Here is a 23,337-nt window from a genome sequence, read left to right as displayed (position 1 = left end):
CGCCAATATTTGTGTGCAACCTGGATTCAGCCCGGGGGGAACTGACCGGCGGTAGCGCGGGACGTGCTGGTGTCGTCTTCGGCAGCGCGGGCGCGGGGGAAGACGACCTGGGCGATCGTGCCCTTGCCGCTGGGGTTGGGGATGAGGCTGACGGTGGCGCGGTGGAGGTCGGCGATCTCACGGACGATGGGCAGGCCGAGGCCGGAGCCGCTCTCGGAGCTGCCCAGCACGCGATAGAAGCGCTCGAAGACGCGCTCGCGGTCGGCTTCGGGCACGCCGATGCCGGTATCTTCCACCTCGACGATGGCCCGCTCGGTGGCGAGGGTGCGCACCGTCACGCAGCCGCCTTCTGGGGTGTACTTGATGGCGTTGTCGATGAGGTTCTTGAGCAGCTCGCCCAGCAGCACCGGGTTGCCTTCGATGATGAGCGGCTCGCCGGTGGTTTCGAGGCCGAAGTCGATGTCCTTCTGGCGGGCGCGGGGCACGAAGTCGCTGAGCATGTTGCGCAGCAGGGATTCGAGATCAACCCGCTCGACGGCGTAGATCTTCTCGTAGCTGGCTTCGGCGCGGGCCAGGGAGAGCAGCTGGTTGATCAGGTGGCCGGCCCGCTCGGCGCTCTGGGAGATCTGCACGAGGGAACGGTGGACCTGCTTCGGGTCGGTTTCCATCAAGGCCAGGTCGGTCTGCATGCGCAGGCCGGTGAGCGGGGTGCGCATCTGGTGGGCGGCGTCGGCGATGAAGCGTTGCTGGGCCTGCAGGTTCTCCTCGAGCCGCGCCATCATGTCGTTGAAGGCGATGATGAGCGGGCGGACTTCCTCGGGCACGCCGGAGACCGAGATGGGCGACAGATCCGACGGGCGCCGACGGCGGATCAGGCTCTGCAACTGGTTGAGGGGCGCGATGCCGCGGGACAGGCCCAGCCAGACGAGGATCACCGCGATGGGGATGATCGCGAACTGGGGCAGCAGCACACCTGTGACGACCCGCGACGCGAGGGTGCTGCGCTTGTTGCGGGTTTCGGCCACCTGCAGCAGCACCAGCCGGCTGGGCGCGCCGTCCAGCGGTTGCAGGAACTGGTAGGCGACGCGCACTTCCTCACCGGCGATCTGCTCGTCGCGGAACATCACCAGATCGGGTTCGACGTTGTCGGGCGCGGCGATGGGCGGGATGTCCTTGTCGCCAGCCAGCAGCTCGCCCTTGAAGCCGAGCACCTGGTAGTAAACCGTGTCGTCCTCGTCGGCCCGCAGGATGAGCCGGGCGGGCGCGGGAAAATTGACCCGCGCCAGCGTGCCCTCCACCTTCACCAGCCGGGCGATGGCCCGCACGTTGACCGCCAGGGCCTGGTCGTAGGGCTGGTTGGCGATGCTGTTGGCGACGTTGTGGGTGACGATGATGGAGATCGGCCACAGGAAAAGCAGCGGCGCGAGCATCCAGTCGAGGATCTCGCCGAACAGCGAGTTGAAGGCCTTGCCGTCTGCGGCGGCATCGTCGGCCGCCGCCTTGCGCCACCTAGGCGACCACATCCGGCTTTTCCAGGCAGTACCCCAGGCCACGCACGGTGACGATCTGCACGCCGCTGTGCTCCAGCTTCTTGCGCAGGCGATGGACGTACACCTCGATGGCGTTGTTGGAGACTTCCTCGCCCCAGCCGCACAGGTGATCCACCAGCTGCTCCTTGCTCACCAGCCGGCCGGCGCGCAGGAGCAGGACTTCCAGCAGGCCGACTTCGCGGGCGGAAAGCTCGACCACCTGACCGTCGATCTTCACCACCCGGTCGGCCTGGTCGTACGCAAGGCGGGCGTACTCGATGCAGCGGGCCTGGCCGGTGCCGCGGCGGGTGAGCGCACGCACGCGGGCTTCGAGTTCGGGCAGGGCGAAGGGCTTGGTGAGGTAGTCGTCGGCGCCGGCATCCAGGCCGCGGACACGATCCTCGACGCCGTCCTGGGCGGTGAGGATCAGCACCGGCATCGTGCACTTGCGGCTGCGCAGGCGGCGCAGCACCTCGATGCCCGAGAGCTTGGGCAGCCCCAGGTCGAGGATCAGCAGATCGAAGCTCTGCCCGAGCAGCGCGGCGTCGGCTTCGGCGCCATTGGGCACGTGATCGACGGCGTAACCGGCCTTCTTGAGCGCCCGGGTCAGGCCGTCCGCGATGATGAGGTCGTCCTCGGCCAACAGAATCCGCATGGTCTTTTTGTTCGAAGCTGAGGTGTAAGTTTTGAGTAAGCGGCTACCGGCATAGTGCGACCGCTGTTCTCCTTTTACTCGGTCTCGGGGGTGATGGCGTGGCGCAAGCTGCGACAAAGCCTCGGGGGATTGGGCCGCCCGACGGGCCACTCCCCCGCCGTCTTTTTCATGCGCACCGGGCAAGGCACAGCACCCGCGCCCCGCGGGCCTCCCACTGCCCGCTTACGCGTTTGTCACGCGCCTCCTGCGGACATCTCCAGCCGTTTCCGCCGTCCAATTCCGATACAAATCCGTTCGAGTCTAGCACAGGGCAGGATGCCCCACGTTGACCAGGCTCAGCCCCAAGGCGCCCGATCGGCTGCCAAAAAACAAATCCCCGCCCTGCGAAAATCCGCAGGACGGGGATCGGGGTTCGGCTCCGGCCGGAGACCGGCCGGATTCGAGGCGCCCGGGCGGGGCGAATTACATGCCCATGCCCATGCCGCCCATACCGCCCATGCCACCCATGTCGGGCATGCCGCCGGCCGGCTTGTCTTCAGCCAGTTCAGCAACCATGCAGTCGGTGGTGAGCATCAGGCCGGCCACGGAGGCGGCGTTCTGCAGCGCGGTGCGGGTGACCTTGGTCGGATCCAGCACGCCCATTTCGACCATGTCGCCGTACACATCGGTAGCGGCGTTGTAGCCGAAGTTGCCGGAGCCTTCGGTGACCTTGTTCACCACCACGGAAGCTTCGGCGCCAGCGTTGGCGACGATTTCACGCAGGGGCTGTTCCATGGCGCGCAGCACGATCTTGATGCCGGCGTCCTGGTCGTGGTTGTCACCCTTGAGGCCGGCCAGGTTGGCGCGGGCACGCAGCAGGGCGACGCCGCCGCCGGGGACGATGCCTTCTTCAACGGCGGCACGGGTGGCGTGCAGCGCGTCTTCGACACGGGCCTTCTTTTCCTTCATTTCGACTTCGGTGGCAGCGCCAACCTTGATCACGGCAACGCCGCCGGCCAGCTTGGCCACGCGCTCTTGCAGCTTTTCGCGGTCGTAGTCGGAGGTGGCTTCCTCGATCTGGACGCGGATCTGCTTGACGCGGGCTTCGATACGCTCGGCAACGCCGGCGCCGTCGATGAGGGTGGTGTTTTCCTTGCCCACTTCGATGCGCTTGGCCTGGCCCAGGTCTTCCAGGGTGGCCTTTTCGAGGGTCAGGCCGACTTCTTCGGCGATCACCTGGCCGCCGGTCAGGACGGCGATGTCTTCCAGCATGGCCTTGCGACGGTCGCCGAAGCCCGGAGCCTTGACGGCGCAGGTCTTGAGGATGCCGCGGATGTTGTTAACAACCAGGGTGGCCAGGGCTTCGCCATCGACGTCTTCGGCGATGATCAGCAGCGGACGGCCGGCCTTGGCGACTTGCTCGAGCACCGGCAGCAGATCACGGATGTTGGAGATCTTCTTGTCGAAGAGCAGGACGAACGGGTTGTCGAGGACGGCAACCTGCTTGTCCGGGTTGTTGATGAAGTACGGGGACAGGTAGCCACGGTCGAACTGCATGCCCTCGACGACGTCGAGTTCGTTCTGCAGGGACTTGCCGTCTTCAACGGTGATGACGCCTTCCTTGCCGACCTTTTCCATCGCGTTGGCGATGATGTCGCCGATGGAGGAATCGCTGTTGGCGGAGATGGAGCCGACCTGAGCGATTTCCTTGTTGGTGGAGCAGGGCTTGGAGAGCTTGCGCAGCTCTTCCAGGGTGGCGACGACGGCCTTGTCGATGCCGCGCTTCAGGTCCATCGGGTTCATGCCGGCGGCGACGAACTTCATGCCTTCGCGGACGATGGACTGGGCCAGCACGGTGGCGGTGGTGGTGCCGTCACCGGCGATGTCGGAGGTCTTGGAAGCGACTTCCTTGACCATCTGGGCGCCCATGTTGGCGAACTTGTCCTTCAGTTCGATTTCCTTGGCGACGGAGACGCCGTCCTTGGTGACGGTCGGGGCGCCGAAGGAGCGCTCGAGCACCACGTTGCGGCCCTTCGGGCCCAGGGTCACCTTGACCGCGTCGGCCAGGACGTTGATGCCTTCGACCATGCGGGCACGGGCGGAATCGCCAAACTTGACTTCTTTAGCTGCCATTGTGTGTTTCTCCGGAATTCTTTAAATGAGGTTGAAAGACGCGGACGGCGAAGCTCAGGCCTCGAGCACGCCCATGATGTCTTCTTCGCGCATCACCAGCAGTTCCTGACCATCGACCTTGACGGTCTGGCCAGCGTACTTGCCGAACAGGACGCGGTCGCCAACCTTGACATCCATCTTGCGCACTTCGCCGCTCTCGAGGATCTTGCCGTTGCCGACAGCCAGCACTTCGCCCTGATCGGGCTTCTCGCCGGCGGAGTCGGGGATGACGATGCCGCTGGAGGTGGTGCGCTCAGCTTCAACACGCTTGACGATCACGCGATCATGCAAGGGACGGATTTTCATGTAGAGATCTCCTGCTTGGTTCAATCCGGGCCGGAGCCCGCCAGAAAAAAACTTGGCCAGCAATCGGGTACTGGCATCGGGGTGGCGGAAGGCTGTTAGCACTCACCGCCGACGAGTGCTAATAATAGGGTCGGGTGTGGCGCATTTCAAGTGTGGCGATTTGTATTTTTTTCATCCGCCCGCTCAGAACCCGATCCTGAGCGCCAGCCGCAGGGTGCGCGGCTCCAGCGGATGCACCAGCCGGCCGTCGATCCCGCCACCGCAGGCGCCGCTGGCCGATTCGCTGCGGGTGCAGGCGCCGCCCCAGTACTCGATGTCGTTGGCCTTGCGGTCGAACAGGTTGAGCACGTCGAGGGAGAGCTGGCTGCCGGGCGCCAGCCGATAGCCCACCCGCAGGTTGGCCATCCAGAAGGGCGTGGATTTTTCGCGCCCGGTTTCTTCCAGCGGATACGCACCCAGGTAGCGCAGGCGCGCGCCGGCAAACCAGCGCCCGCCCGGGTCGAGGGCCGCGCCCACCGACGCCACCACCGGGATCGCGTTGGGCACGCGGGTGCCGCCGTTGTCCGGATTCGCCTCACGGAAGCGCGCCTGGGACAGCGCCAGCGACGTGTCGATACTCACCCCGGCGGGCAGCGCCAGCTCGTTGCTCCACTCCAGCCCGTGGCGGCGCGAGGCGCCCTTGGGTTCGGTGACGCCTTCGTCGCCGATGAACACCAGCTCGGAGGCCAGCGCCATCTGCCACACCGACACGCTGGTCTGCCAGCCGGGCAGCGGCGTGCTGCGGAAGCCCAGCTCGGCGCCCCGGGCGCGCACCAGCAGCGGCACCCGGCTGATCGCGCTGCCGTCGGCCGGGTTGGTGCTGCTGGTGGCGCCGCGGGCGTCGTTGCTGTGGAAACCCTGCCCCCAGTTGGCGTAGAACTCGGTGGGCGCCGGCAAGGCGAACGGCCCCAGCACCACGCCCAGCTTGGGGCTGGTCTGGCCGGCGCGGGCCTTACCGCCGTTGGCGAGGTTGAACTCGCCGCCGGTGGCCGTGACGCGGGCGTCCACCTCGTCATGACGCAGGCCCAGGGTGCTACGCAGCCACGGCCGCCACTGGGTGCGGGCCTCGACGAACAGCGCCGCGGCGGTCTCGGTGATCTTGTCCTGGCGCACGGTTGCGCTGCGCTGGCGATCCTCGGTGGCGTACAGGCCGACGCTGCGGATGCGGTCCTGGCGCCACTGCAGGCCGGCGGTGAGCTCCGAATCCTTCAGCCCGGGGCCGAGGAACCAGCTGCGGCTGGCCTGGCCGCCCCACACGAGGCGCCGGTCGGCTTGCTCGTGCTGGTCGCCGGCCGGCCCGTTGATGAACCCGGACGGCGCCGAGAACAGGTTGAGCCCGTAGTCGATCACGTAAACACCAGCCCGGCTGGCGCCGTCGGCATCCGGCCGCGCCCACTCGGCGGACAGGCTGTGACGGTGGGTGGTGCCGCCATCGTTGGGCGACAGGGCGCCGAAGCGGCCGATCTCGCCGCTGTCGATGGCCCGCGCCGGCACGTGCTCGGTGGCCGTCCAGCGCGCCGTGTAGCTCATCGCGGTGACGGCAAAGCCATTGGCGGCCGAACCTTCGGAGAGGCGCAGCACGGCATTGCGCCGGGCGAGGTTCTCGGGCTGCTCCCACGGGCCGTCGTTGCCCGAGGCCTCGAACGCCGCCAGCAATTGCATTTCACCCAGCGGCCGGCTGCCCGCGGCGAGCAGGCGGCGGTAGCCGTTCTGGCCGGCGCCGATCTCCACGAAGGGCGCCGCCAGCTGGCGCTGGTAGTCGATGCGCGCCGCGCCGGCGGTGGCAAAATCGCCGTCCTCGGCGGCATACACGCCCTTGCGGAAGCGGACGCCGGCGATGAGCTCGGGGATCAGGAAGTTGAGATCCATGTAGCCCTGGCCGTGGGCGTGGCTGGGCATGTTCACGGGCATGCCGGCCACGAAGGTGGCGAAGTCGCTGCCGTGGTCGAGGTTGAAACCCCGCAGGAAATACTGGTTGGCCTTGCCGTCGCCCGAGTGCTGGGTGACGACCAGCCCGGGCACGGTCTCCAGCGCCTCGGCCGGGCGCAGCAGCGGACGGGTGGCGAGCCGGCGGGCGTCAATGATGCCTTCGGAGGCCGCATCGGCGACACCGACGAGATCGCCCCGGCGGCTGCCGACGGTGACTTCGGGCAGGGTGGTTTCGGTGGCAGCGGCGAGGCTCGGCAGCGCGGCCGCCAGGCAGGCAGCCAGCGTACGCGGACGAAACGGGTGCTTCATGGGCAGTCTCACAGGAAAACGTTAGCGGGATGCCGGCGCGGCCGGCTCGATGAGGATCAGCTGGCCGGTCTTCGGGTCGCGGAAGACCTCGCCGACCCGGTCCATGCCGGCGCCGGCCTGACCGGCGCCGTCGGCCGGGCGCTCGATGGCACGGCCTTTGTCCACCGGTTTGGGCTGGCTGAGGGCGCCCTGGGTGTTGGCGGCAACGGCGGCCAGCAGCCCGCAGGCGAACACGAGCATTACATCAACAAGGTTGACCAAACTTGCGCGGGGGTCTTCGTCCCGGTCGTCGAAGCGGGCATCGAGCCGGGAATACAGGCGCAGGCGGCGGCGCGGGGCGTTTGCGGCCTTCATTCCGCCTCCTCCATGCCTTCCAGCAGCTCCTCGTACCAGCGGCGGCGCAGCTTGCCCACCACCAGCCCGCCAATGCCGGCCACCAGCCCCAGCACGGTGGCGTCGAAGGCCACGGTGACGGCGCTCGCCAGCTCGCCCGGGTTGCCCTGGCCCAGCGCCGCGAGGCCCGGCCCGAGGGGGATGATGGTGGCCATCAGGCCCAGCATGGGCGGGATGCGGGCGAGCAGGTCGGCGCGCTCCAGCCGGTGCCGGGCCACGCGCTGGACGGCGAGCACGTCGCCCACCGCGGCGAGGCGGCGCAGCCCCCACAGGCGTTCGCCCAGGGCGAGGCCGGCTTCGGCAAGGGCGATGGCGCAGGCGGCGACCAGCGCCAGGAGGGCCGGGGTGAGCAGCCAGGTGACGGCTTCATGGAGCCAGGAGAGGGTGGGGTTCATCGGGGTTCACCGGTTCGGTTGCGGGTTGGGGAAAGGGGCAGGCGTCTGGCGCTCCAGGCGAGGCCCAGCAGGAAGAAGAGCGGCACAACGGCCAGCGCCGCGGGAGGAATGGAAGCGCGCGCTTGATCGGCGGGTGCAGGGCGCACGATCAGCTCGGTCTGACGGAACTGCGGCGGCGCTTCGGCGGGCGTCTCGGGCTGCGGTGCGGGCTCGGCCTGCGACGTGGAGCGGACCTGCGCCGGTGCCGGCCGCGACCGGGCGGGGGCCGCTGGCGCCGGGGTTGCGGGTGCGGCAGCGGGCAGCGTCGCCCCCTGCGCCCGGGCCAGCGCGATGCCCAGCGCCTCGGCGTCGGTGGTGTCGATGCGCGGGCGCAGCCAGTCCCACATGGGGTGCTTGGGCGCCGCGTGGCCGCTGCCGGGCAGGCCGTTCTTCGCCACCAGCCGGGCCAGCTCGCCGCCCATCTGGCGGATCGTCGCGGCGTCGGCCTGCCAGAAGCCCTTCTCGGCCGCTACCATGAAGATCGCCAGCATGTGGGCCTTGACGTGGGCGTTGTGGCCCTGGGCCAGGAAGCGCGGCAGGCCGAGCTTCTGCTTGTCGTCGAACCAGGTCTCCTTCACCTCGTCCCAGGCCCACTGCTTGATGAGATCCGGCCGCGTCACCTGCCAGCCCCACAGGTTCTCGAGGAACTCCTGCCCCATCGTGCGGGCGCCGGCGTAGCCGTGCTTCATCAGGGGCTTGAGCCATTCCGGGTTGAGGTAGCGGCCGCGCAGCTCCGACAAGAGCGCGGTGGCCAGCGGCTCGACCGCCGGGTGGGCCGGGTCGGCGTGCTGCAGGATCAGCCCTTCCGGGCGCCGGCCGGTGAGCGTCTCGACGCCGAGCGAAAGGCCGCCCAGGTAATCGAAGGCGTCGTTGTTGTCGAGCAGACCATAGAGGTTGCTGGCGCGGCCGTGGTAGCTGCGGGCGACCCCGGCCAGCGCCGTCTCGAAGGCCGCGTGGGTAGCGTCGCCCGCAGCGTCCAGCCCGTAGGCGTGGCCCATCCGGTTGAGGTAGACGCGGCCCAGCTCCTCCCGCTCGCGCCACGCACCGGAGCGTTCGGCCAGCCGATTGACCCCGGCGCTGTAGGCGCCTGGCGCGTCGCCGAAGATGCGCAGCGCCGCCGCCCGGCCCGCGTCGGCCAGCGCCAGCCCGCCCTTGGCGAGGGTGTCGGTGCGGCCCAGCCAGGCGCTGGCCACCACGTTGCCGGCGAGCGGCTCGCGCCCCCGCGCCACGCCGCTGCCCAGCGGCGCCAGCGCGGCGGCCAGCGCGTCGGCGAGCTCCGGGCGCTGCTCGGCGAGCACCTCGGCCGACGCGGCCAGCGCCAACCGGCCGGCCCGGTCGATCTGGTTGAGGAGGTTGGGGTAGAGATCGCGGAACAGCCCGGAGGTGGTGACGATCACGTCGCGCCTTGCCTTGCCGGGCAGGAGGCGCACGTCGGTGACGATCCCACGGGCGTTCCACACCGGCTCGGCACCCAGCAGCGACAGGCAGAAGGCGACCATCGCGCCCTCGTCACGCACCGCGTCGGACGCCCACAGGATCACCGCGTCGCTGTCGGCACCGGCGCCGGCCTTGCGCGGGCGGGCAGTGGCCTTGTCGGCAAGGCTGGCGCCGAGGGCGTAGCCCAGCCGGGTGGGCAGCAGGTCGCCATCCACCGCGTGGAAGTTGCGCCCGGTGGGCAGCGCCTCGGGCGAGCGCAGCGGGTCGTTGCCCTTGCCCGGCGCCACGAAGCGCCCGGCCAGCCCGGCCAGCAGGCCTTCCATCTCCAGCCGCGGCGAGGCGGCCAGCTTGGCGGCGATAGCCGCGTCGTAGCCGCCCGCCACCTGGGCCATCGAGCCGGCCATCAGGGCCAGGGATTCGGCGCTCCAGTCCTGCCCGAAGACGTGCAGGCCGTGGGGCATGAACTTCTCCTGCAGCTTGGTGAGGTAGTGACCGATCTCGTGGGCGAGCAGGTCGTCGTCGGCGTCCTCGAAGCCGATGCCACGCACTTCCAGCACGTCGGCCATCGAGGCTTCCAGCTCGGCGCGCAGGTTGAGGGCGACCACCTGCTCGCGCATCGTGCGGGCGGCCTGGGCCTTGAGGCTCTCGCTGTTGGCGGCCTCGAAGCTCTCCACCACCTGGCGCAGCTCCAGCAGCTTGTCGTAAAGCGGCGTGGCCGAGAGCGGCGGGGTGAGGTGGTCGACGATCACCGCCAGCCCCCGGCGCTTGGCCTGCACGCCCTCACCCACCCCGTCGACGATGTAGGGGTAGATGCCCGGCAGATCGGCGGCGACAAGGCTGGGGTAGTCGTCGGCGGTGAGGCTCACCGCCTTGCCCGGCAGGAACTCGTAGGTGGAATGGCGGCCCAGGTGCACCACCGCGTCGGCCCGGAAGCGGTCACGCAGCCAGTGGTAGAAGGCCAGGTACTGGTGGGGCGGCGACACGCTGGTGTTGGCGTGGAGCAGCTCTTCATCCACCTCCCAGCCCCGCGGCGGCTGCGGCCCGACGAAGACCTTGCCGAAGGTGAGCCCCGGCACCAGCAACTTGCCGTCCGCCACCATCACCTTGCCCGGCGCAGCGCCCCAGCCGCGCAGGCCCTCGACGCCGTAGCCGACGATCCGCCACGCGAGGTTGGACAGGCTTTCGCACTTGCGCAGGGGTACGTCGGCGAGGCAGCCCCGGTAGCCCGCTTCGAGTTCCTTCAGCCCGGCGATGGCCTCGGCGCGGCGCGGGTGATCCGCGCCTTCGGCCAGATGGTGGAGCTCCTTCATCACCGACTCGACGCGCTTGCGACCCAGGCTGCGCTCGCCGGCCCGCTCGGCCTCCAGCACCTCGGCGTGCAGCCGGCCGAGGGGACCGGACACCATCTCGCCGCGCACCCGCTCGGGCAGGCTGGCGAACCACGCTTTGTAGTCGGCGGCGCTAATCCCGGCCACCTCGCGGGAGAGCTCGGCCAGCGCGGCCTTGTCTTCGGGCAGATTCACGCCCCGGGCCATGATCCCGTCGAGCAGCACCTCGGGCGACGCGGGCAGTTCGCCGGTGTCGTAGCCCTCGGCCTTCAGGCGCGTGAGGATGGCGAACAGCGAGGCGGGCACGTCCAGGTTGTCGGCGCCGATGTTCTGCCGGCCTGGCGGGTGGTTGTAGTAGACGATCGCCACCCGCTTGTCGGCGTTGGCCTTGGCGCGAAGCTGCTGCCAGCGGGTGGCGCGGGCCACCAGGCGGGTGATCTCGGCGGCGACGGGCTCGGTGCGGCGCAGCTCGACGCCGGTGAGCGGGTCGACTCGCCCCGCCCCCACCGCCGACACCACGATGGGCTGGCCGATGCCCTGCAGCTCGGGCAGCGCCACCCGGTACTGCACCGAATCCACCGGCAGTCCCTCCGGCGACAGGCGCCACTGGGTGGCGGTGCGCTCGGTGAGGCGGATCGCCTTGATGACCGGCACATCCAGCCTCTTGAGGGCTTCGGTGACGGCCTCGCGGTTCTCGGCGGCGCCGACCACGAAATCCTGCACCACCACCAGCGCCGCCGGCCGGGCCGGGGCGAGGAGTTCGGGCAGGCGCTCGATGGCCTCCCGCGAGGCGCCGCCCCAGCGGGTCAGCACCTCGGCGCAGGGCAGGCCCTGGCGGCGGGATTCGGCGCAGATCGCCGCGGCGGTACCCGATTCGATGTTGGCGAGATCCAGCACCGCCAACGCCGGGTCGGCGGGCAGCAGGCCGGCCTGCCAAGCGGTTGCGTCGGTGCGCTCCACCTCGCCCACCCGCAGGCGCAGGGCCGGTTCGGGCAACGGCGGCGGGAGTGGCTTGCCGGCGAGCAGATGGGCATACAGGCCGGCGAGGTTGTCGGCCCCGCCGGCCTGCCAGCTGCGCCGGGCGGCGAGCCACGCGGATGCGGGCGGGTGGGCGGCGGCCGCGTCGAGGGCTTCGGCGGGGGGCTGCTCGGCGGCGAGCTGGCGCAGGGTGTCGGGGGGAAAGCCCGCCAGCGCGCCGGCCGGGCCGCGGCTGTGCAGGTTGAGGCGCTGCTCGCCGTTCATCGCCAGCACGGTGGTGGCACGGGTGGCCGGCAGGGCGTCGACCAGCCGACGGGCCGGATCGCCGAAGACCGACACCGCCAGCACCGCGTCGGCATCCAGCCACTGGCGCAGCTGGCGGTCGCTGGCGGCGAGGAGCTGGGCCGGCGTGCGCAGCACGACGCGGTCGCGGGGATGGCTGGCGAGGTGCTTGCGGGCAGCCTCGACGGCGGCCGGTGCGGCGCGGTCGGTGACGACACCGAACAGCGTCGCCGCGCTCGCCGGCAGCGCGCCCAGCAGGGCCGCGGCGAGCAGGGCGCGAGCGAGGGTGCGGCAAAAGCCTGAGTGTGGTCCTGACATCCCGTCTCCATGGGCCGGATCGCCGGGCCGGACGGGGACGAGAAAAGACGGAACGAAACCGCGCGGCGGGACACGCCGGCAGGAGGACGGACGCCGGGCTGGCCGGCGGACGGACACATTTCGCTCGCCAGGCCCGCACCCCGGGGCTCAGCAGAAACAATGTCCTCGGGCCGGTCTTCTGGCTCGCCGTCGTCCTTCCCCATCCGCCTTCCCGGGCTGGTGCCCAGTGGCATGTGGATGGAGTCGTCAGGCTTACAGCAGCGGGGGCTGCGCCGGAATGGTCGGAGGGCTTGCCGCCGACGTCACCGGACTTCCCGTTTGGCCGTTTCCGCGAAGGCGGATCGGGCACCCGGAGGAACAGGGAGGCCGAGGTTAAGACAAAGTCGGAAGTCCGGCAAGCCGGATGTCACCTGCGGCCGTGTCGGAGCCCCCTCCGCCCGGGGCGTCGCCAGGCCAAGGCTGGGTAAATTTTCTCGAATTTCGGACGGATCAAGACCCAATCCGGGCCGCATGTCAGCATTTGACAGGCAGCTTTGTCAAAATCTGTATAAATAACAGAAGTAATCAAAGCGGCCGGTTTCGTCGCCGTCGAGCCCCCTATAATCGAGCCCGATCGTCATATCACGCACGGCATCGGGCGTGATCGCACTCACCCAGCCAGGGGCTCCGACTTGGAACGACCCGAACCCGCCTTCCAGCAGCCTGACAGCAACATACTGCACCTGCGGGGCGAGGCCGGACGACTGCTCGCGCACCTGGAGATGCATCTGGCTCGCCAGCCGGACGACCTGACCAGCCACACCCGGCGGATCCTGATCGCCTGGCAGCTGGGCGACGGCGACGCGACCTACGGCGCCCTGGTGGATCTGTTCATCGTGCTGGCCGAGCGGGGCGTCGGCCTGAAGTCCGCGATGCTGTCGCAGACCGCCCTGCAGCTCGACCCGCCCCAGCGCCGCTTCCTCGCCAGCCACCTCGCCAGCGGCGTGCGCGCCGACGAAAACGTACAACCCCCGGCCAGCCGCTCGGTATTGACGCGCGGCCTGGTCGGCATGACCACCCCGGCCCTCTGACCGCCTTCGGGAGAAACACCATGATGACCGCCCAGCCTACGCTCCGCCTCTGCCACACCGGCATGGACAGCCGCTCGCTGTACGCCTTCGAGATATTCCTCTCGCGCGTGGACTCCCGTGCCTGTCAGATCACCGATGAAACCGCCGCCGACGTGGCCTTCATCGACATCGACAACGACCTGGGCCGCTACCTCCTCGAAGGTCACCGCCTGCTCTACCCGGGCCGCCCGCTGATCGTCAGCACCCAGAAGGCGCCGCTGGACAACGATCCGCTGACCATCCCGGTCACCAAGCCGGTGGGCCTCGCCGCCTTCTCGGCCGCCCTCGAACAGGCCCGCCGCCTGCTGCCGCCTGCGCCGGTCGTCGAAGCGCCGCTGGCGGCCGCCGACACGGGATCCCTCGAAGACGCCGACAGCATCCCCGACGAAATGCCCGTCGAGATGCTCTTCAACCGCACCGAGCCGCGCCTCGCCAACGCCGATCCGGTAGCCCTGCTGCGCCAGCTCGAAGAGCGCCTGTCCACCTTCTATGTGGGCTCGATGCCCGATGTGGATCTCGACGACCTGATCGCCCGCAACGCCATCTATTACACCCCGGACCAGTTCCTGCAGGGCGAGATCACCCGCGCCGTCGCCCACGCCCGGGAAATCCACCGCCCGATGCGCATCGACGACGCCAGCGGCACCGCCCTCTACCTCGACCCGCAGAGCGGCAAGGCGCTTCAGGCCCGCAGCACCAACGCCCTGCGCGCCCTGGCCCAGCTGCCCACCCGCGGCACGGTGAAGATGAGCCGCGTCGAGCCCGGCGACGCCGTGCGCATGGACACGCTCGAAAGCCGCCCCCTCGAAGCCCTCGAATGGGACGTGGCCCTGTGGGCCTCCCGCGGGCGCCTGCCCCGGGGCACCAGCCTGGATCACCCGGTGCGCCTGCACAGCTGGCCCAACCTCACCCGCCTCGCCGTGCCGCCCGAAGCCATGCGCATCGCCGGCCTGTGGTCGCGGGGCGGCTACAACCTGCGTGACACCGTGAGCATGCTGGGCATCCCGCAGCGCTACGTGTTCGCCTTCTACAGCGCCTGCCACGCCCTCGGTCTGGTCGAGCTGGCCGCCAATCCGGCTGCCCTCGCCGCCGCCCGCATCGTCAGCCGGCAGGTCGTCGCCGGCCCGGCCGAAGCCGCGCCGCCGATGCGCGGCCTGTTCAAGCGCATCCTTGGCAAGCTGCTGGGCGCCCGCCTCGGAGAAGCCGCAGCTGGCTGAGGCCTGCGCTGATGAGCCACTACAAGATCATCTTTGCCGGCCCCGTCGGCGCCGGCAAGACCACCGCCGTCACCGCCGCCAGCGACATCCCGCCGGTGCGCACCGACGCTGCCGCCTCCGACGAAGTCCGCGAGCTCAAGCCCAACACCACCGTGGCGATGGACTACGGCGCGATGAAGCTGGCCGACGGCAGCACCATCCACCTCTACGGCACGCCGGGCCAGCAGCGCTTCGACTTCATGTGGGAGATCCTCACCGAAGGCGGCATCGCGCTGATCCTGCTGATCGACAACTCCCGCGGCGACCCGCTCAAGGAGCTGCGCTTCTACCTGGGTGCCTTCAGCGGCTTCATCCGCAAGACGGCCGTGGCCATCGGCGTCACCCACGTGGATCTCGCCGCCGCCCCCAGCCTGTCCGACTACCAGCAGGAGCTCGACCGGGCCGGCTTTGGCTGCGTGCCGGTGTTCGAGGTGGACGCCCGCGCCCGCCGCGACGTGTGCCTGCTGATCGAAGCCGTGCTGAGCGTCATCGACCCGGTGGCCAGCGCCTGATCCCCATGGACGCGCCCTGCCGCTTCCTGCTCCCCACCCCGGCCGGCGCCTACTTTGCGGCCGCCGCCCAGGCCGAAAACCGCCTGCGCGGCTTCATCCGCCTGCTCTTCGCCCAGCCGGCCAGCCCGGCGTGGCACGACGAGGACGACGGCTTTGTGCGCCGGCTCGCCACCGCGGGCTGGATCCAGTACCTCGACGCTCCCCGCTGCGCCCCCCGCGACACCATCGAAGCCGCCCTGCAAAGCCTGCTCCCGCCCCTCGCCGGCAGCCGCAGCGCGCTGCTGGCCGACGCCCACGGCTTCCACCTCGCCAGCACCGGTTTCACCACCCCGCAGGCCGAAGCCCTGGCCGCCCTGTCGGCCGATCTGGCCAGCCTGCACAGCCGCCACCAGCGGGTCATCAACCAGGATCTGCGCCTCTATGGCAGCGCCTGGTCGATCCCCGACGCCGCCGGTCACAGCCAGATCGGCTTCTGGCCGCTCTACGTGGGCAGCCACCGTTTCGTGCTCATCCTGGCCGGCGTGCCCCACCTCAACCAGCCCCCGCTGGTGGATCTGGTCTGGCTGCTCCATCAACGCTACGGCCCCCTCGCCAGCGTGCTCCCCGCCACGGCCGACAGCACCGTAACCAGCTGACACTGCAACGCAAGCTCGGCGCAAGGAAGTAGTCAGGTGACGGACAGACTCCGCTCCTAGACTGCACATCTGGATCTCACAGCCCGATGGAATGCGTCCCTTGCTGCCCCTTCGCCGCCTCACCCGGCACCTGCTGAGCGCCGCGCTGCTGCTGCCGGCCATCAGCCAGGCCCAGACCGCCGACACCCCGCCCCTCAGCCTGCAGGACGCCGAAAAGCGCCTGCTCGACGCCAACCCGACCATCCTCCAGGCCCGCGCCACCGTGGCCGGGGCCCGCGCCGGCATCGACATCGCCGGGGCCCGGCCCAACCCCATCGTCACCGCCTCGGTCACCAGCATCAACCCGACCCGCAGCGGCAACGGCGGCTACTGGGATCGCCCGGTGGACAACGTGCTGCGGGTCGATCAGATGATCGAACGGGGCGACAAGCGCGACCTGCGCCTGGCCGCTGCCGACCGCAACCTCGCTGCCACCGGCCTCGATCTCGACAACACCATCCGCCTCGCCCGCATCGAATTGGCCAGCGCCTGGGTCGACCTGCGCGCCGCCCGCGAGGTGCGCCGCATCGCCGACGAAAACGCCGCCCTCGCCCGCCGCGCCGCCGACGCCGCCGAACTGCGCGGCAAGGCCGGCGACCTGGCCGGGGTGGACGTGGCCCGCTTTGCCGCCGACGCCGCCCGCGTCGCCAACGACGCCGTGCAGGCCGAGCTCGCCCTGTCCCGCGCGCGCATCGCCCTGGCCCGCCTGCTCGGCAACCGCGTGCCGGCGGGCACGCTGCAGACCACCGACGACTGGCCCGGCGACGAGGCCGTGGCCCTGTCGCCCACCGACGCCGAACGCGTGGACATCCTCGCCGCCCGCCAGCGCGTGGCCCAGGCCAGCGCCCTGCGCGAACTCGCCCGCGCCCAGCGCACCCGCGACGTCTCCGTCGGCGTGCAGTACGAGCACTACCCGCCCGACGGCCGCAACACCTACGGCGTCAGCATCTCTGTTCCGCTGTTCCTCGGCTACGACTACCGGGGCGACATCGCCCGGAGCGAAGCCGACTTCACCGCCGCCGAACAGCAGCTCGACGCCACCCGCCAGTCGGTTGCCAGCGAACAGGCCCGCCTGCAGGCCGAACTGGCCGCCGCCCGCAGCCGCCACGCCCGCCTGCGCGATGTGGTACTGCCCGCCGCCGAGCGCGCCGGCCGCGGTGCCGACGTCGCCATCCAGAAAGGCGGCATGAGCCTCACCGATTACCTCGACACCCAGCGCAACCTGCGCGCCGCGCGCATCGAAGCCGTCCAGGCCCGGGCCGATGTCGCCCGCGCCGCCCTGATGCTGCGTCTGGCCGGAGCCACCCCATGAAACGCACCCCGATCATCATCGCCCTCGTGGCCGCCATCGCCGCCGGCGCCTGGTACCTGCGCCCGAGCGCCCCCGCCAAACCCGACGAGCCGGCCATCCAGCGCCCTTCCGCCGAGCCCGGCGTGCTGCGCTTCCCCACCGCCGCGCCCCAGCTTGCCCAGATCAAGACCGAGCGCGCAGCCCTCGCCCCGGTGCCGATGGACGAGCCCCTGGCCGCCCGCATCAGCTACGACGAGAACGCCACCGCCCGGCTGGTCGCCCCGATCGCCGGCCGGGTCGTCGAGATCCACGCCAACATCGGCGACACCGTGAAGGCCGGCACCGTGCTGGCCGTGCTGGACGCCCCCGAACTGGGCACCGCCGCCGCCGATCTGGCCAAGGCCCAGGCCGACGCCCAGCAGAAGAAATCCGCCCTCGAACGCGCCCGCAGCCTGTTCCAGGCCGAGGTGATCCCCCGCCGCGACCTGGAAGCCGCCCAGGCCGAGGCCCAGCAGTCCCAGGCCGAAGTGGAGCGCGCCCGGCTGCGCCTCGCCAACCTCAACCCCGGCGGCACCACCGCGTCCGGCGGCCAGCGCTACCAGCTGCGTGCGCCGATCAGCGGCGTGGTGGCCACCCGCAAGATCAACCCGGCGATGGAAGTGCGCCCCGACACCCCCGAGCCGCTCTTCGTCGTCACCGACATGAGCCGCCTGTCGGTGCTGGTGGATGTGCCCGAGCGCGACCTGCCCATCGTCACCGTCGGCAAGTCGGCCCAGGTGGAAGTCTCCGCCTATCCCCAGCGCAGCTTCACCGGCAAGGTGGTGCACGTGGCCCCCACCCTCGACCCCCAGACCCGCCGCATCCAGGCCCGCGTTGCGGTGGACAACCGGGAGGGCCTGCTCAAGCCCGAGATGTACGCCAAGGTCGGCATCCTCGCCGACGCCAAGGAAGAACTCCCCAAGATCCCCACCGGCGCGCTGCTCGTCGAAGGGGTGAAGAACTACGTCTTCGTCGAGCGCGAAGCGGGCGTGTTTGAAAAGCGCGAGGTCACCCTGGCGGTGCAGACCCGCAGCTACGCCTACGTGTGGAGCGGCGTGAAGGGCGGCGACAAGGTGGTCAGCGTCGGGGCCCTGCTCCTCAACGCCGAACTGGCCAGCAGTTCCCGCTGACGGGCCGCCGCCATGTTCGACACCCTCATCACCCTCGCCCTGCGCCAGCGGGCCTTCATCCTCATCGCCGCCGCGGTGCTGCTCGGCTACGGCCTGTACGCCGTCAACCAGATCTCCATCGAAGCCTTCCCGGACGTGCAGGACGTGCAGGTCCAGGTCGTCACCCAGGCCATCGGGATCGCCCCCGAGGAGGTCGAGCGCACCATCTCCCTGCCCATCGAGCGCGAGATGAGCGGCGTGCCGGGCATGACCCAGCTGCGCTCGGTGTCGATCACCGGCCTGTCGGTGGTCACCCTCACCTTCAACGAAAAGACCGCCGACTACTTCGCCCGCCAGCAGGTGCTCGAACGCCTGCAGAACGTCTCGCTGCCACCCGGCTCCCAGCCGGTGCTGGCGCCGCTGACCACCGCCGTCGGCGAGATCTACCGCTACGTGCTCGACGCCCCGCCCACCGCCGACCGGGAAGAGATCCGCGCGGTGCAGGACTGGACGGTGCGCCCGGCCCTGCGCATGGTGCCGGGCGTCGCCGACGTGGTGAGCTTCGGCGGCGCGATCCGCGAGGTGCAGGTGCGCATCGACCCCGAGCTCCTGCGCAAGTACGCGCTGAGCCTGGGCGATGTCACCCAGGCCCTCAACGCGGCCAGCGCCAACGGCAGCGGCGGCCTGCTCCCCCGCGGCGACGAAGCCCTGGTGGTGCGCACCCTCGGCCTGTTCCAGAGCCTCGACGACGTGCGCGACGTGGTGGTGGTAGCCCGCGAAGGCAAGCCGGTGCGCATCTCCGACGTGGCCGAAGTGGTGGCGGGTTTCCGCCCCCGCTCGGGCATCGTGGCCTTCAACGACCGGGACGATGTGATCGAGGGCATCGTCCAGATGACCAAGGGCGGCAACGCCGCCAAGATCGTCGAAGCCCTCAAGCTCAAGGTGGACGAGGTCAATGCCCGCCTGCCCGAAGGCTTCCACCTGCGCCCGATCTACCAGCGCACCGAACTCATCGGCCACACCGTGGCCACCGTGGCCGAGAACCTGCTGGTCGGCGCGGTGCTCGTCACCGCCATCCTGCTGGCCTTCCTGCGCAACCTGCGGGCGGCGATCATCGTCGCCGCGGTGATTCCCCTGTCGCTGCTGTTCGCCTTCATCCTGATGCACGCCATGGGCGTGTCGGCCAACCTGATCTCCCTGGGCGCGGTGGACTTCGGCGTCATCATCGACAGCGCGGTGGTGATGGTCGAGGCGCTGATGGTGCGTCTGGCGGTGGACGCCAACTCCGAACACCACGGGATCATCTCGCCGGTAGGGCGGCGCATCCACGCCCTCAAGCAGACCTGCGTCGAGCTGGGTTCGCCGATCATGTTCTCGAAGGCCATCATCATCGTCGCCTTCCTGCCGATCTTCACCTTCCAGCGCATGGAAGGGCGGATCTTCACCCCGGTGGCGCTGACCCTCTCCTTCGCCCTGCTCGGCGGCCTGATCCTGACCCTCACCCTGGTGCCCACGCTGCTCTCCTACGCCCTCAACAAGGAGGACATGGCAGAGAAGGAAAGCCCCTGGCTGCACCGCCTCCAGGCGCGCTACCGGGATCTGCTGGTCAAGCTCCAGGCCCGTCGCCGGGCGGTGATCGCCGGTTCGCTGCTGTGCCTGGCCGCCGCCATGGGCATCGCCCCGCTGCTGGGCTCCGAGTTCCTGCCCAAGCTCGACGAAGGCAACATCTGGCTCACCATCAGCCTGCCCCAGTCGTCGGGCCTCACCAACACCAAGGACGTGGAGCGCAAGGTGCGCGCGGTGCTGTCCACCTACCCCGAGGTGAAGGCGGTCATCACCCATGTGGGCCGCCCCGACGACGGCACCGACCCCAAGGGCCCCAACAACATCGAGATCCTGGTGGACCTCAAGCCCCGCAGCGAATGGCGCTTCGCCACCAAGGACGCGCTGGTGGACAGCATGTCGGGCCGCCTGGAGGCCATCCCCGGCCTGCCCACCAACTTCTCCCAGGTGATCCAGGACAGCGTGGAGGAATCCCTCTCCGGCGCCAAGGGCGAGATCGCGGTGAAGGTCTTCGGCCCCAACCTGGAGGTGCTCGAAGCCAAGGGCCGCCAGATCGCCGGCGTCCTCAACCGCATCGAAGGCTCGGCCGACGTGGCCGCGCTCCCGGTGGGCGGCCAGAGCGAGGTGGACATCCGCCTGCGCCGCGAAGCCCTGGCCCGCTACGACATCAACGTCACCGACGTGAACGCGATGATCCAGACCGCCCTCGGCGGCAGCGCGGTCAATGCCTTCTACGAGGGCGAGCGCCGCTACGACGTCACCCTGCGCTTCGGCCCCCAGTTCCGCGACCAGGTGGACGACATCGCCAACCTGCCGGTGGCCCTGCCCGACGGGCATGGCAGCATCCCGCTGGGCGACCTGGCCGACGTGGAGCTGCGCCAGGGCGCCTCGCGCATCCAGCGCGAGGCTGGCAGCCGCAACGTGATCGTCAAGGCCAACCTGCGCGGCCGCGACCAGGGCAGCTTCGTCGCCGAAGCCCAGAAAAAGGTCGCCGCCGAGGTCAGCCTGCCGGCCGGCTACACCATCACCTGGGGCGGCCAGTTCGAGAACCAGCAGCGCGCCATGGCCCGCCTCAAGCTGATCGTGCCGATCACCCTCGGGCTGATCTTCTCGCTGCTGTTCTGGGCCTTCCGCGACATCCGCCCGGCCCTGCTGGTACTCTCGATGGTGCCCTTCACCCTGATCGGCGGCTTCGCCGGGCTGGGGCTGGCCGGGCTGCACCTGTCGGTGTCGGCGGCGGTGGGCTTCATCGCGGTGGCCGGCATCTCGGTGCAGAATGGCGTGATCATGGTCGAGCAGGTCATCGAGATCGCCCGCCGCGGCGCGACGCGTTCGGAGGCCATCCTCGACGGCGCCATGCTGCGCCTGCGCCCCATCGTGATGACCGCCCTGATGGCCGGCCTGGGCCTGCTGCCCGCCGCCCTGTCCCACGGCATCGGCTCCGAAACCCAGCGCCCCTTCGCCGTCGTGATCGTCGGCGGCATCGTCAGCGCGACCATCTTCACCCTGCTCCTGCTGCCGGTCCTGCTGTCCTACGGCGGCGCCAAGGAGCGGGTGAAGAAGGAAGACGTTTAAGCTAGCGTCCCCCTCAACCCAACCGCCCAGGCCCAACCGCCCATGCGCATCCTCATCGTCGAAGACGACCCCCTGCTTGCCGATGGCGTGGCCCAGCTGCTGCGCGGGGCCGGCTTCACCGCCGACTTCGTCGGCAGCGCCGAGCTGGCCGAGGCCGCCGTCGCCGCCGAGAAGTTCGACCTGATGGTGCTCGACATCGGCTTGCCCGGCATGGACGGGCTGGAGCTGCTGTCGCGCCTGCGGGCCCGCCACAACCCGATCCACGTGCTGATGCTCACCGCCCGCGACGCCCTGAACGAGCGGGTGCGCGGCCTCAACCTGGGCGCCGACGACTACCTCACCAAGCCCTTCGCGGCCGTCGAACTCCTCGCCCGGGTCAATGCGCTGGTGCGCCGCAGCCGCGGCCAGAGCGGCCAGCGCCGCGAGTTCGGCCCCCTGGTGCTGGACGAGGAAGCCCACCGGGCGTGGCTCTCCGGCCAGCCCCTGGAGCTGCCCCAGCGCGAATGGGCGATCCTCCAGTTCCTCCTCGACAACCTGGAGCGGGTGCTGAGCAAGGAACGCATCGTCGCCGCCGTGTGCAGCTGGGACAAGGACATGAGCGAGAACGCCGTCGAGGTGTACGTCTCGCGCCTGCGGGCCAAGCTCGAGCCCGCCGGCATCCGCATTCGCACCGTACGCGGCCTGGGCTACATGCTCGAAGATCTGCCCCATGACGCGAAGCCTGCGTAAATCCCTGCTGCTGTGGCTGCTGCTGCCGGCAGCCCTGGCCATCATCACGTTCCTGCCGCTGGCCTACCACCTGGTCCACCAGCCGGCCATGGAGGCCCTCGACCAGGCCCTGGCCGACGCCAGCCTGGCGCTGGTGCCCCACCTCGAGGTGGTGGACGGCGAGCCCCGCTTCGTCTTTCCGCCCGCCGCCGAGCAGGTGCTGCGCACCGACCGGGTGGACGACATCTACTACCTGATCCTCGGCCCCAACGACCGCTTCATCGCCGGCGACGCCGGCCTGCCCCACGAGGCCGGCCCCGATGACGAGGTGCGCGGCGAGCGGACCAGCTTCGACTCCCACTTCCGCGGCCACCGGGTGCGCGTCACTGCCATCCACCGCACCATCGCCGACGAACCCTTCATCTTCGTCACCGCCGAAACCACCCGAAAACGCGACCAGCTCAAGCTCGATCTGGCCGTCGCCCTGCTGCTGCCGCTGATGTTCTTCGCGGTGGCCACCGGCATCACCATCTGGTTCGGCGTGCATCACGCCCTGCTGCCGGTCGAGGGCATCCGCCGCGCGCTGCACGGCATGGAACACCGGGCCCTGCAGCCCCTCGACGAGGGCGCCGCGCCCATCGAGATCCGCCCCCTCGTCACCGAATTCAACCAGGTGCTCGACCGGCTGGAGCAGGCCGCCGAAGCCCAGCAGCGCTTCGTGGCCAACGCCGCCCACCAGCTGCGCACGCCGCTGGCCGGCATCCGCACCCAGCTCGAGCTCCTCCAGCGCGAGCCCGACGCCACCGAGCGCGACGCCCGCACCCGTCACTGCGTGGGCGCCATCGAACGCCTCGGCCACCTCATCAACCAGATGCTGGTGCTGCTCTCCGCCGAGCCCGGCGGCCGCCACACCAGCCTCGCCGCCACCGTCGACCTGCCCGAACTGATCCGCGACCGCAGCCCCGAATGGATCCGCCTCGCCGAAGCACGCGACCTCGACCTGGGTTTCGAGCTACAGGCCGCCCGCGTCAACGGCGACCGCCTGCTGCTGGGCGAGATGATCGCCAACCTGGTCGCCAACGCCCTCAACTACACCCCGGCGCCCGGCGAGGTGACCATCCGCTGCCGCACCGAGGGCAGCCACAGCCTCGTCGAGGTGGAAGACACCGGCCCCGGCATCCCCGCCGCCGCCCGCCAGCAGGTCTTCGAGCGCTTCTTCCGCCTTCCCGCCGCCAGCCACCCGGGCAGCGGCCTGGGCCTCGCCATCGTCCGCGAGATCGCCCGCGGCGCCGGCGGCGAAGTGGACATCCTCGACACCCCGGACGGGCGCGGCGTGCTGCTGCGGGTAAGCCTGCCGGCCTTGATCGACACCCCCGACGAAGAACCCGCATAACGCGCTACCATCGGCATCCC

General features: G+C 70.2%; 17 protein-coding genes and 1 riboswitch. Of the genes, 9 read left to right on the top strand and 8 right to left on the bottom strand.

The genetic code is table 11. The features are described from left to right. Window positions 1–26: 26 nt before the first annotated feature. The 8 genes from GH681_RS19305 to GH681_RS19270 all read right to left on the bottom strand — a co-directional run bounded on the left by GH681_RS19305 (window position 27) and on the right by GH681_RS19270 (window position 12,088). Window positions 27–1,523 carry a sensor histidine kinase gene (locus GH681_RS19305; RefSeq protein WP_153163179.1) on the bottom strand — a complete coding sequence of 499 codons (1,497 nt, stop codon included), beginning with the start codon at window positions 1,521–1,523 and terminating at the stop codon, window positions 27–29. Continuing rightward, window positions 1,510–2,184 carry a response regulator transcription factor gene (locus GH681_RS19300; protein WP_153163178.1) on the bottom strand — a complete coding sequence of 225 codons (675 nt, stop codon included), beginning with the start codon at window positions 2,182–2,184 and terminating at the stop codon, window positions 1,510–1,512. The genes GH681_RS19305 and GH681_RS19300 overlap by 14 nt, the downstream gene beginning before the upstream one ends. Before the next feature lie 462 nt (window positions 2,185–2,646). Next, window positions 2,647–4,296, bottom strand: coding sequence for a chaperonin GroEL (gene groL / locus GH681_RS19295; protein WP_153163177.1), 1,650 nt, complete (start codon window positions 4,294–4,296; stop codon window positions 2,647–2,649). Window positions 4,297–4,350: 54 nt separating this feature from the next. Next, window positions 4,351–4,641 carry a co-chaperone GroES gene (locus GH681_RS19290; protein ID WP_153163176.1) on the bottom strand — a complete coding sequence of 97 codons (291 nt, stop codon included), beginning with the start codon at window positions 4,639–4,641 and terminating at the stop codon, window positions 4,351–4,353. Window positions 4,642–4,824: 183 nt separating this feature from the next. Beyond that, on the bottom strand, window positions 4,825–6,918 hold the full coding sequence (locus tag GH681_RS19285) for a TonB-dependent receptor (protein ID WP_153163175.1): 2,094 nt from the start codon (window positions 6,916–6,918) through the stop codon (window positions 4,825–4,827). A gap of 21 nt (window positions 6,919–6,939) precedes the next feature. After that, window positions 6,940–7,272, bottom strand: a complete 333-nt coding sequence (locus GH681_RS19280) for a hypothetical protein (RefSeq protein WP_153163174.1) — start codon at window positions 7,270–7,272, stop codon at window positions 6,940–6,942. Then, window positions 7,269–7,706, bottom strand: coding sequence for a MotA/TolQ/ExbB proton channel family protein (locus GH681_RS19275; RefSeq protein WP_153163173.1), 438 nt, complete (start codon window positions 7,704–7,706; stop codon window positions 7,269–7,271). The genes GH681_RS19280 and GH681_RS19275 overlap by 4 nt, the downstream gene beginning before the upstream one ends. Next, complete coding sequence (locus GH681_RS19270) at window positions 7,703–12,088, bottom strand: cobaltochelatase subunit CobN (protein ID WP_153163172.1); 4,386 nt, start codon at window positions 12,086–12,088, stop codon at window positions 7,703–7,705. The genes GH681_RS19275 and GH681_RS19270 overlap by 4 nt, the downstream gene beginning before the upstream one ends. A gap of 150 nt (window positions 12,089–12,238) precedes the next feature. Further along, window positions 12,239–12,456: riboswitch (cobalamin riboswitch) on the bottom strand. A gap of 303 nt (window positions 12,457–12,759) precedes the next feature. Between GH681_RS19270 and GH681_RS19265 the strand changes: the two genes are divergently transcribed. From GH681_RS19265 to GH681_RS19225, 9 genes are all read left to right on the top strand, one after another. Beyond that, window positions 12,760–13,158 (top strand): hypothetical protein, encoded by a 399-nt coding sequence (locus GH681_RS19265; protein WP_153163171.1) that lies wholly within the window; start codon window positions 12,760–12,762, stop codon window positions 13,156–13,158. A gap of 20 nt (window positions 13,159–13,178) precedes the next feature. Continuing rightward, the gene (locus tag GH681_RS19260; RefSeq protein WP_153163170.1) at window positions 13,179–14,414 is read left to right on the top strand and encodes a hypothetical protein; all 1,236 of its coding nucleotides are present in this window, start codon (window positions 13,179–13,181) and stop codon (window positions 14,412–14,414) included. Between the two features lie 11 nt (window positions 14,415–14,425). Further along, window positions 14,426–14,965 carry an ATP/GTP-binding protein gene (locus GH681_RS19255; protein ID WP_153163169.1) on the top strand — a complete coding sequence of 180 codons (540 nt, stop codon included), beginning with the start codon at window positions 14,426–14,428 and terminating at the stop codon, window positions 14,963–14,965. Window positions 14,966–14,970: 5 nt separating this feature from the next. Beyond that, the gene (locus GH681_RS19250; protein WP_153163168.1) at window positions 14,971–15,600 is read left to right on the top strand and encodes a hypothetical protein; all 630 of its coding nucleotides are present in this window, start codon (window positions 14,971–14,973) and stop codon (window positions 15,598–15,600) included. Between the two features lie 100 nt (window positions 15,601–15,700). Continuing rightward, complete coding sequence (locus GH681_RS19245; RefSeq protein ID WP_194271282.1) at window positions 15,701–16,951, top strand: TolC family protein; 1,251 nt, start codon at window positions 15,701–15,703, stop codon at window positions 16,949–16,951. Beyond that, window positions 16,948–18,099 carry an efflux RND transporter periplasmic adaptor subunit gene (locus GH681_RS19240; protein ID WP_153163166.1) on the top strand — a complete coding sequence of 384 codons (1,152 nt, stop codon included), beginning with the start codon at window positions 16,948–16,950 and terminating at the stop codon, window positions 18,097–18,099. The genes GH681_RS19245 and GH681_RS19240 overlap by 4 nt, the downstream gene beginning before the upstream one ends. Before the next feature lie 12 nt (window positions 18,100–18,111). Then, window positions 18,112–21,216 carry an efflux RND transporter permease subunit gene (locus GH681_RS19235; protein ID WP_153163165.1) on the top strand — a complete coding sequence of 1,035 codons (3,105 nt, stop codon included), beginning with the start codon at window positions 18,112–18,114 and terminating at the stop codon, window positions 21,214–21,216. Between the two features lie 42 nt (window positions 21,217–21,258). Beyond that, a complete protein-coding gene (locus GH681_RS19230; RefSeq protein ID WP_153163164.1) occupies window positions 21,259–21,945 on the top strand; it encodes a response regulator transcription factor in 687 nt (228 codons plus the stop codon). Continuing rightward, window positions 21,926–23,317: a sensor histidine kinase gene (locus GH681_RS19225; RefSeq protein WP_153163163.1), complete on the top strand. Its 1,392-nt coding sequence runs from the start codon at window positions 21,926–21,928 to the stop codon at window positions 23,315–23,317. The genes GH681_RS19230 and GH681_RS19225 overlap by 20 nt, the downstream gene beginning before the upstream one ends. Window positions 23,318–23,337: the final 20 nt, after the last annotated feature.

This window comes from Zoogloea sp. 1C4 (assembly GCF_009469605.1).
Taxonomy (GTDB): Bacteria; Pseudomonadota; Gammaproteobacteria; order Burkholderiales; family Rhodocyclaceae; genus Zoogloea; species Zoogloea oryzae.
This window is presented reverse-complemented; position numbering and strand designations above follow the sequence as displayed.

Bases quoted from the DNA above. Each gene is read 5' to 3' on its own strand.
- GH681_RS19305 (WP_153163179.1), bottom strand. From the start codon at position 1,523: ATGTGGTCGCCTAGGTGGCGCAAGGCGGCGGCCGACGATGCCGCCGCA.
- GH681_RS19300 (WP_153163178.1), bottom strand. From the start codon at position 2,184: ATGCGGATTCTGTTGGCCGAGGACGACCTCATCATCGCGGACGGCCTG.
- groL (WP_153163177.1), bottom strand. From the start codon at position 4,296: ATGGCAGCTAAAGAAGTCAAGTTTGGCGATTCCGCCCGTGCCCGCATG.
- GH681_RS19290 (WP_153163176.1), bottom strand. From the start codon at position 4,641: ATGAAAATCCGTCCCTTGCATGATCGCGTGATCGTCAAGCGTGTTGAA.
- GH681_RS19285 (WP_153163175.1), bottom strand. From the start codon at position 6,918: ATGAAGCACCCGTTTCGTCCGCGTACGCTGGCTGCCTGCCTGGCGGCC.
- GH681_RS19280 (WP_153163174.1), bottom strand. From the start codon at position 7,272: ATGAAGGCCGCAAACGCCCCGCGCCGCCGCCTGCGCCTGTATTCCCGG.
- GH681_RS19275 (WP_153163173.1), bottom strand. From the start codon at position 7,706: ATGAACCCCACCCTCTCCTGGCTCCATGAAGCCGTCACCTGGCTGCTC.
- GH681_RS19270 (WP_153163172.1), bottom strand. From the start codon at position 12,088: ATGTCAGGACCACACTCAGGCTTTTGCCGCACCCTCGCTCGCGCCCTG.
- GH681_RS19260 (WP_153163170.1), top strand. From the start codon at position 13,179: ATGATGACCGCCCAGCCTACGCTCCGCCTCTGCCACACCGGCATGGAC.
- GH681_RS19255 (WP_153163169.1), top strand. From the start codon at position 14,426: ATGAGCCACTACAAGATCATCTTTGCCGGCCCCGTCGGCGCCGGCAAG.
- GH681_RS19250 (WP_153163168.1), top strand. From the start codon at position 14,971: ATGGACGCGCCCTGCCGCTTCCTGCTCCCCACCCCGGCCGGCGCCTAC.
- GH681_RS19240 (WP_153163166.1), top strand. From the start codon at position 16,948: ATGAAACGCACCCCGATCATCATCGCCCTCGTGGCCGCCATCGCCGCC.
- GH681_RS19235 (WP_153163165.1), top strand. From the start codon at position 18,112: ATGTTCGACACCCTCATCACCCTCGCCCTGCGCCAGCGGGCCTTCATC.
- GH681_RS19230 (WP_153163164.1), top strand. From the start codon at position 21,259: ATGCGCATCCTCATCGTCGAAGACGACCCCCTGCTTGCCGATGGCGTG.
- GH681_RS19225 (WP_153163163.1), top strand. From the start codon at position 21,926: ATGACGCGAAGCCTGCGTAAATCCCTGCTGCTGTGGCTGCTGCTGCCG.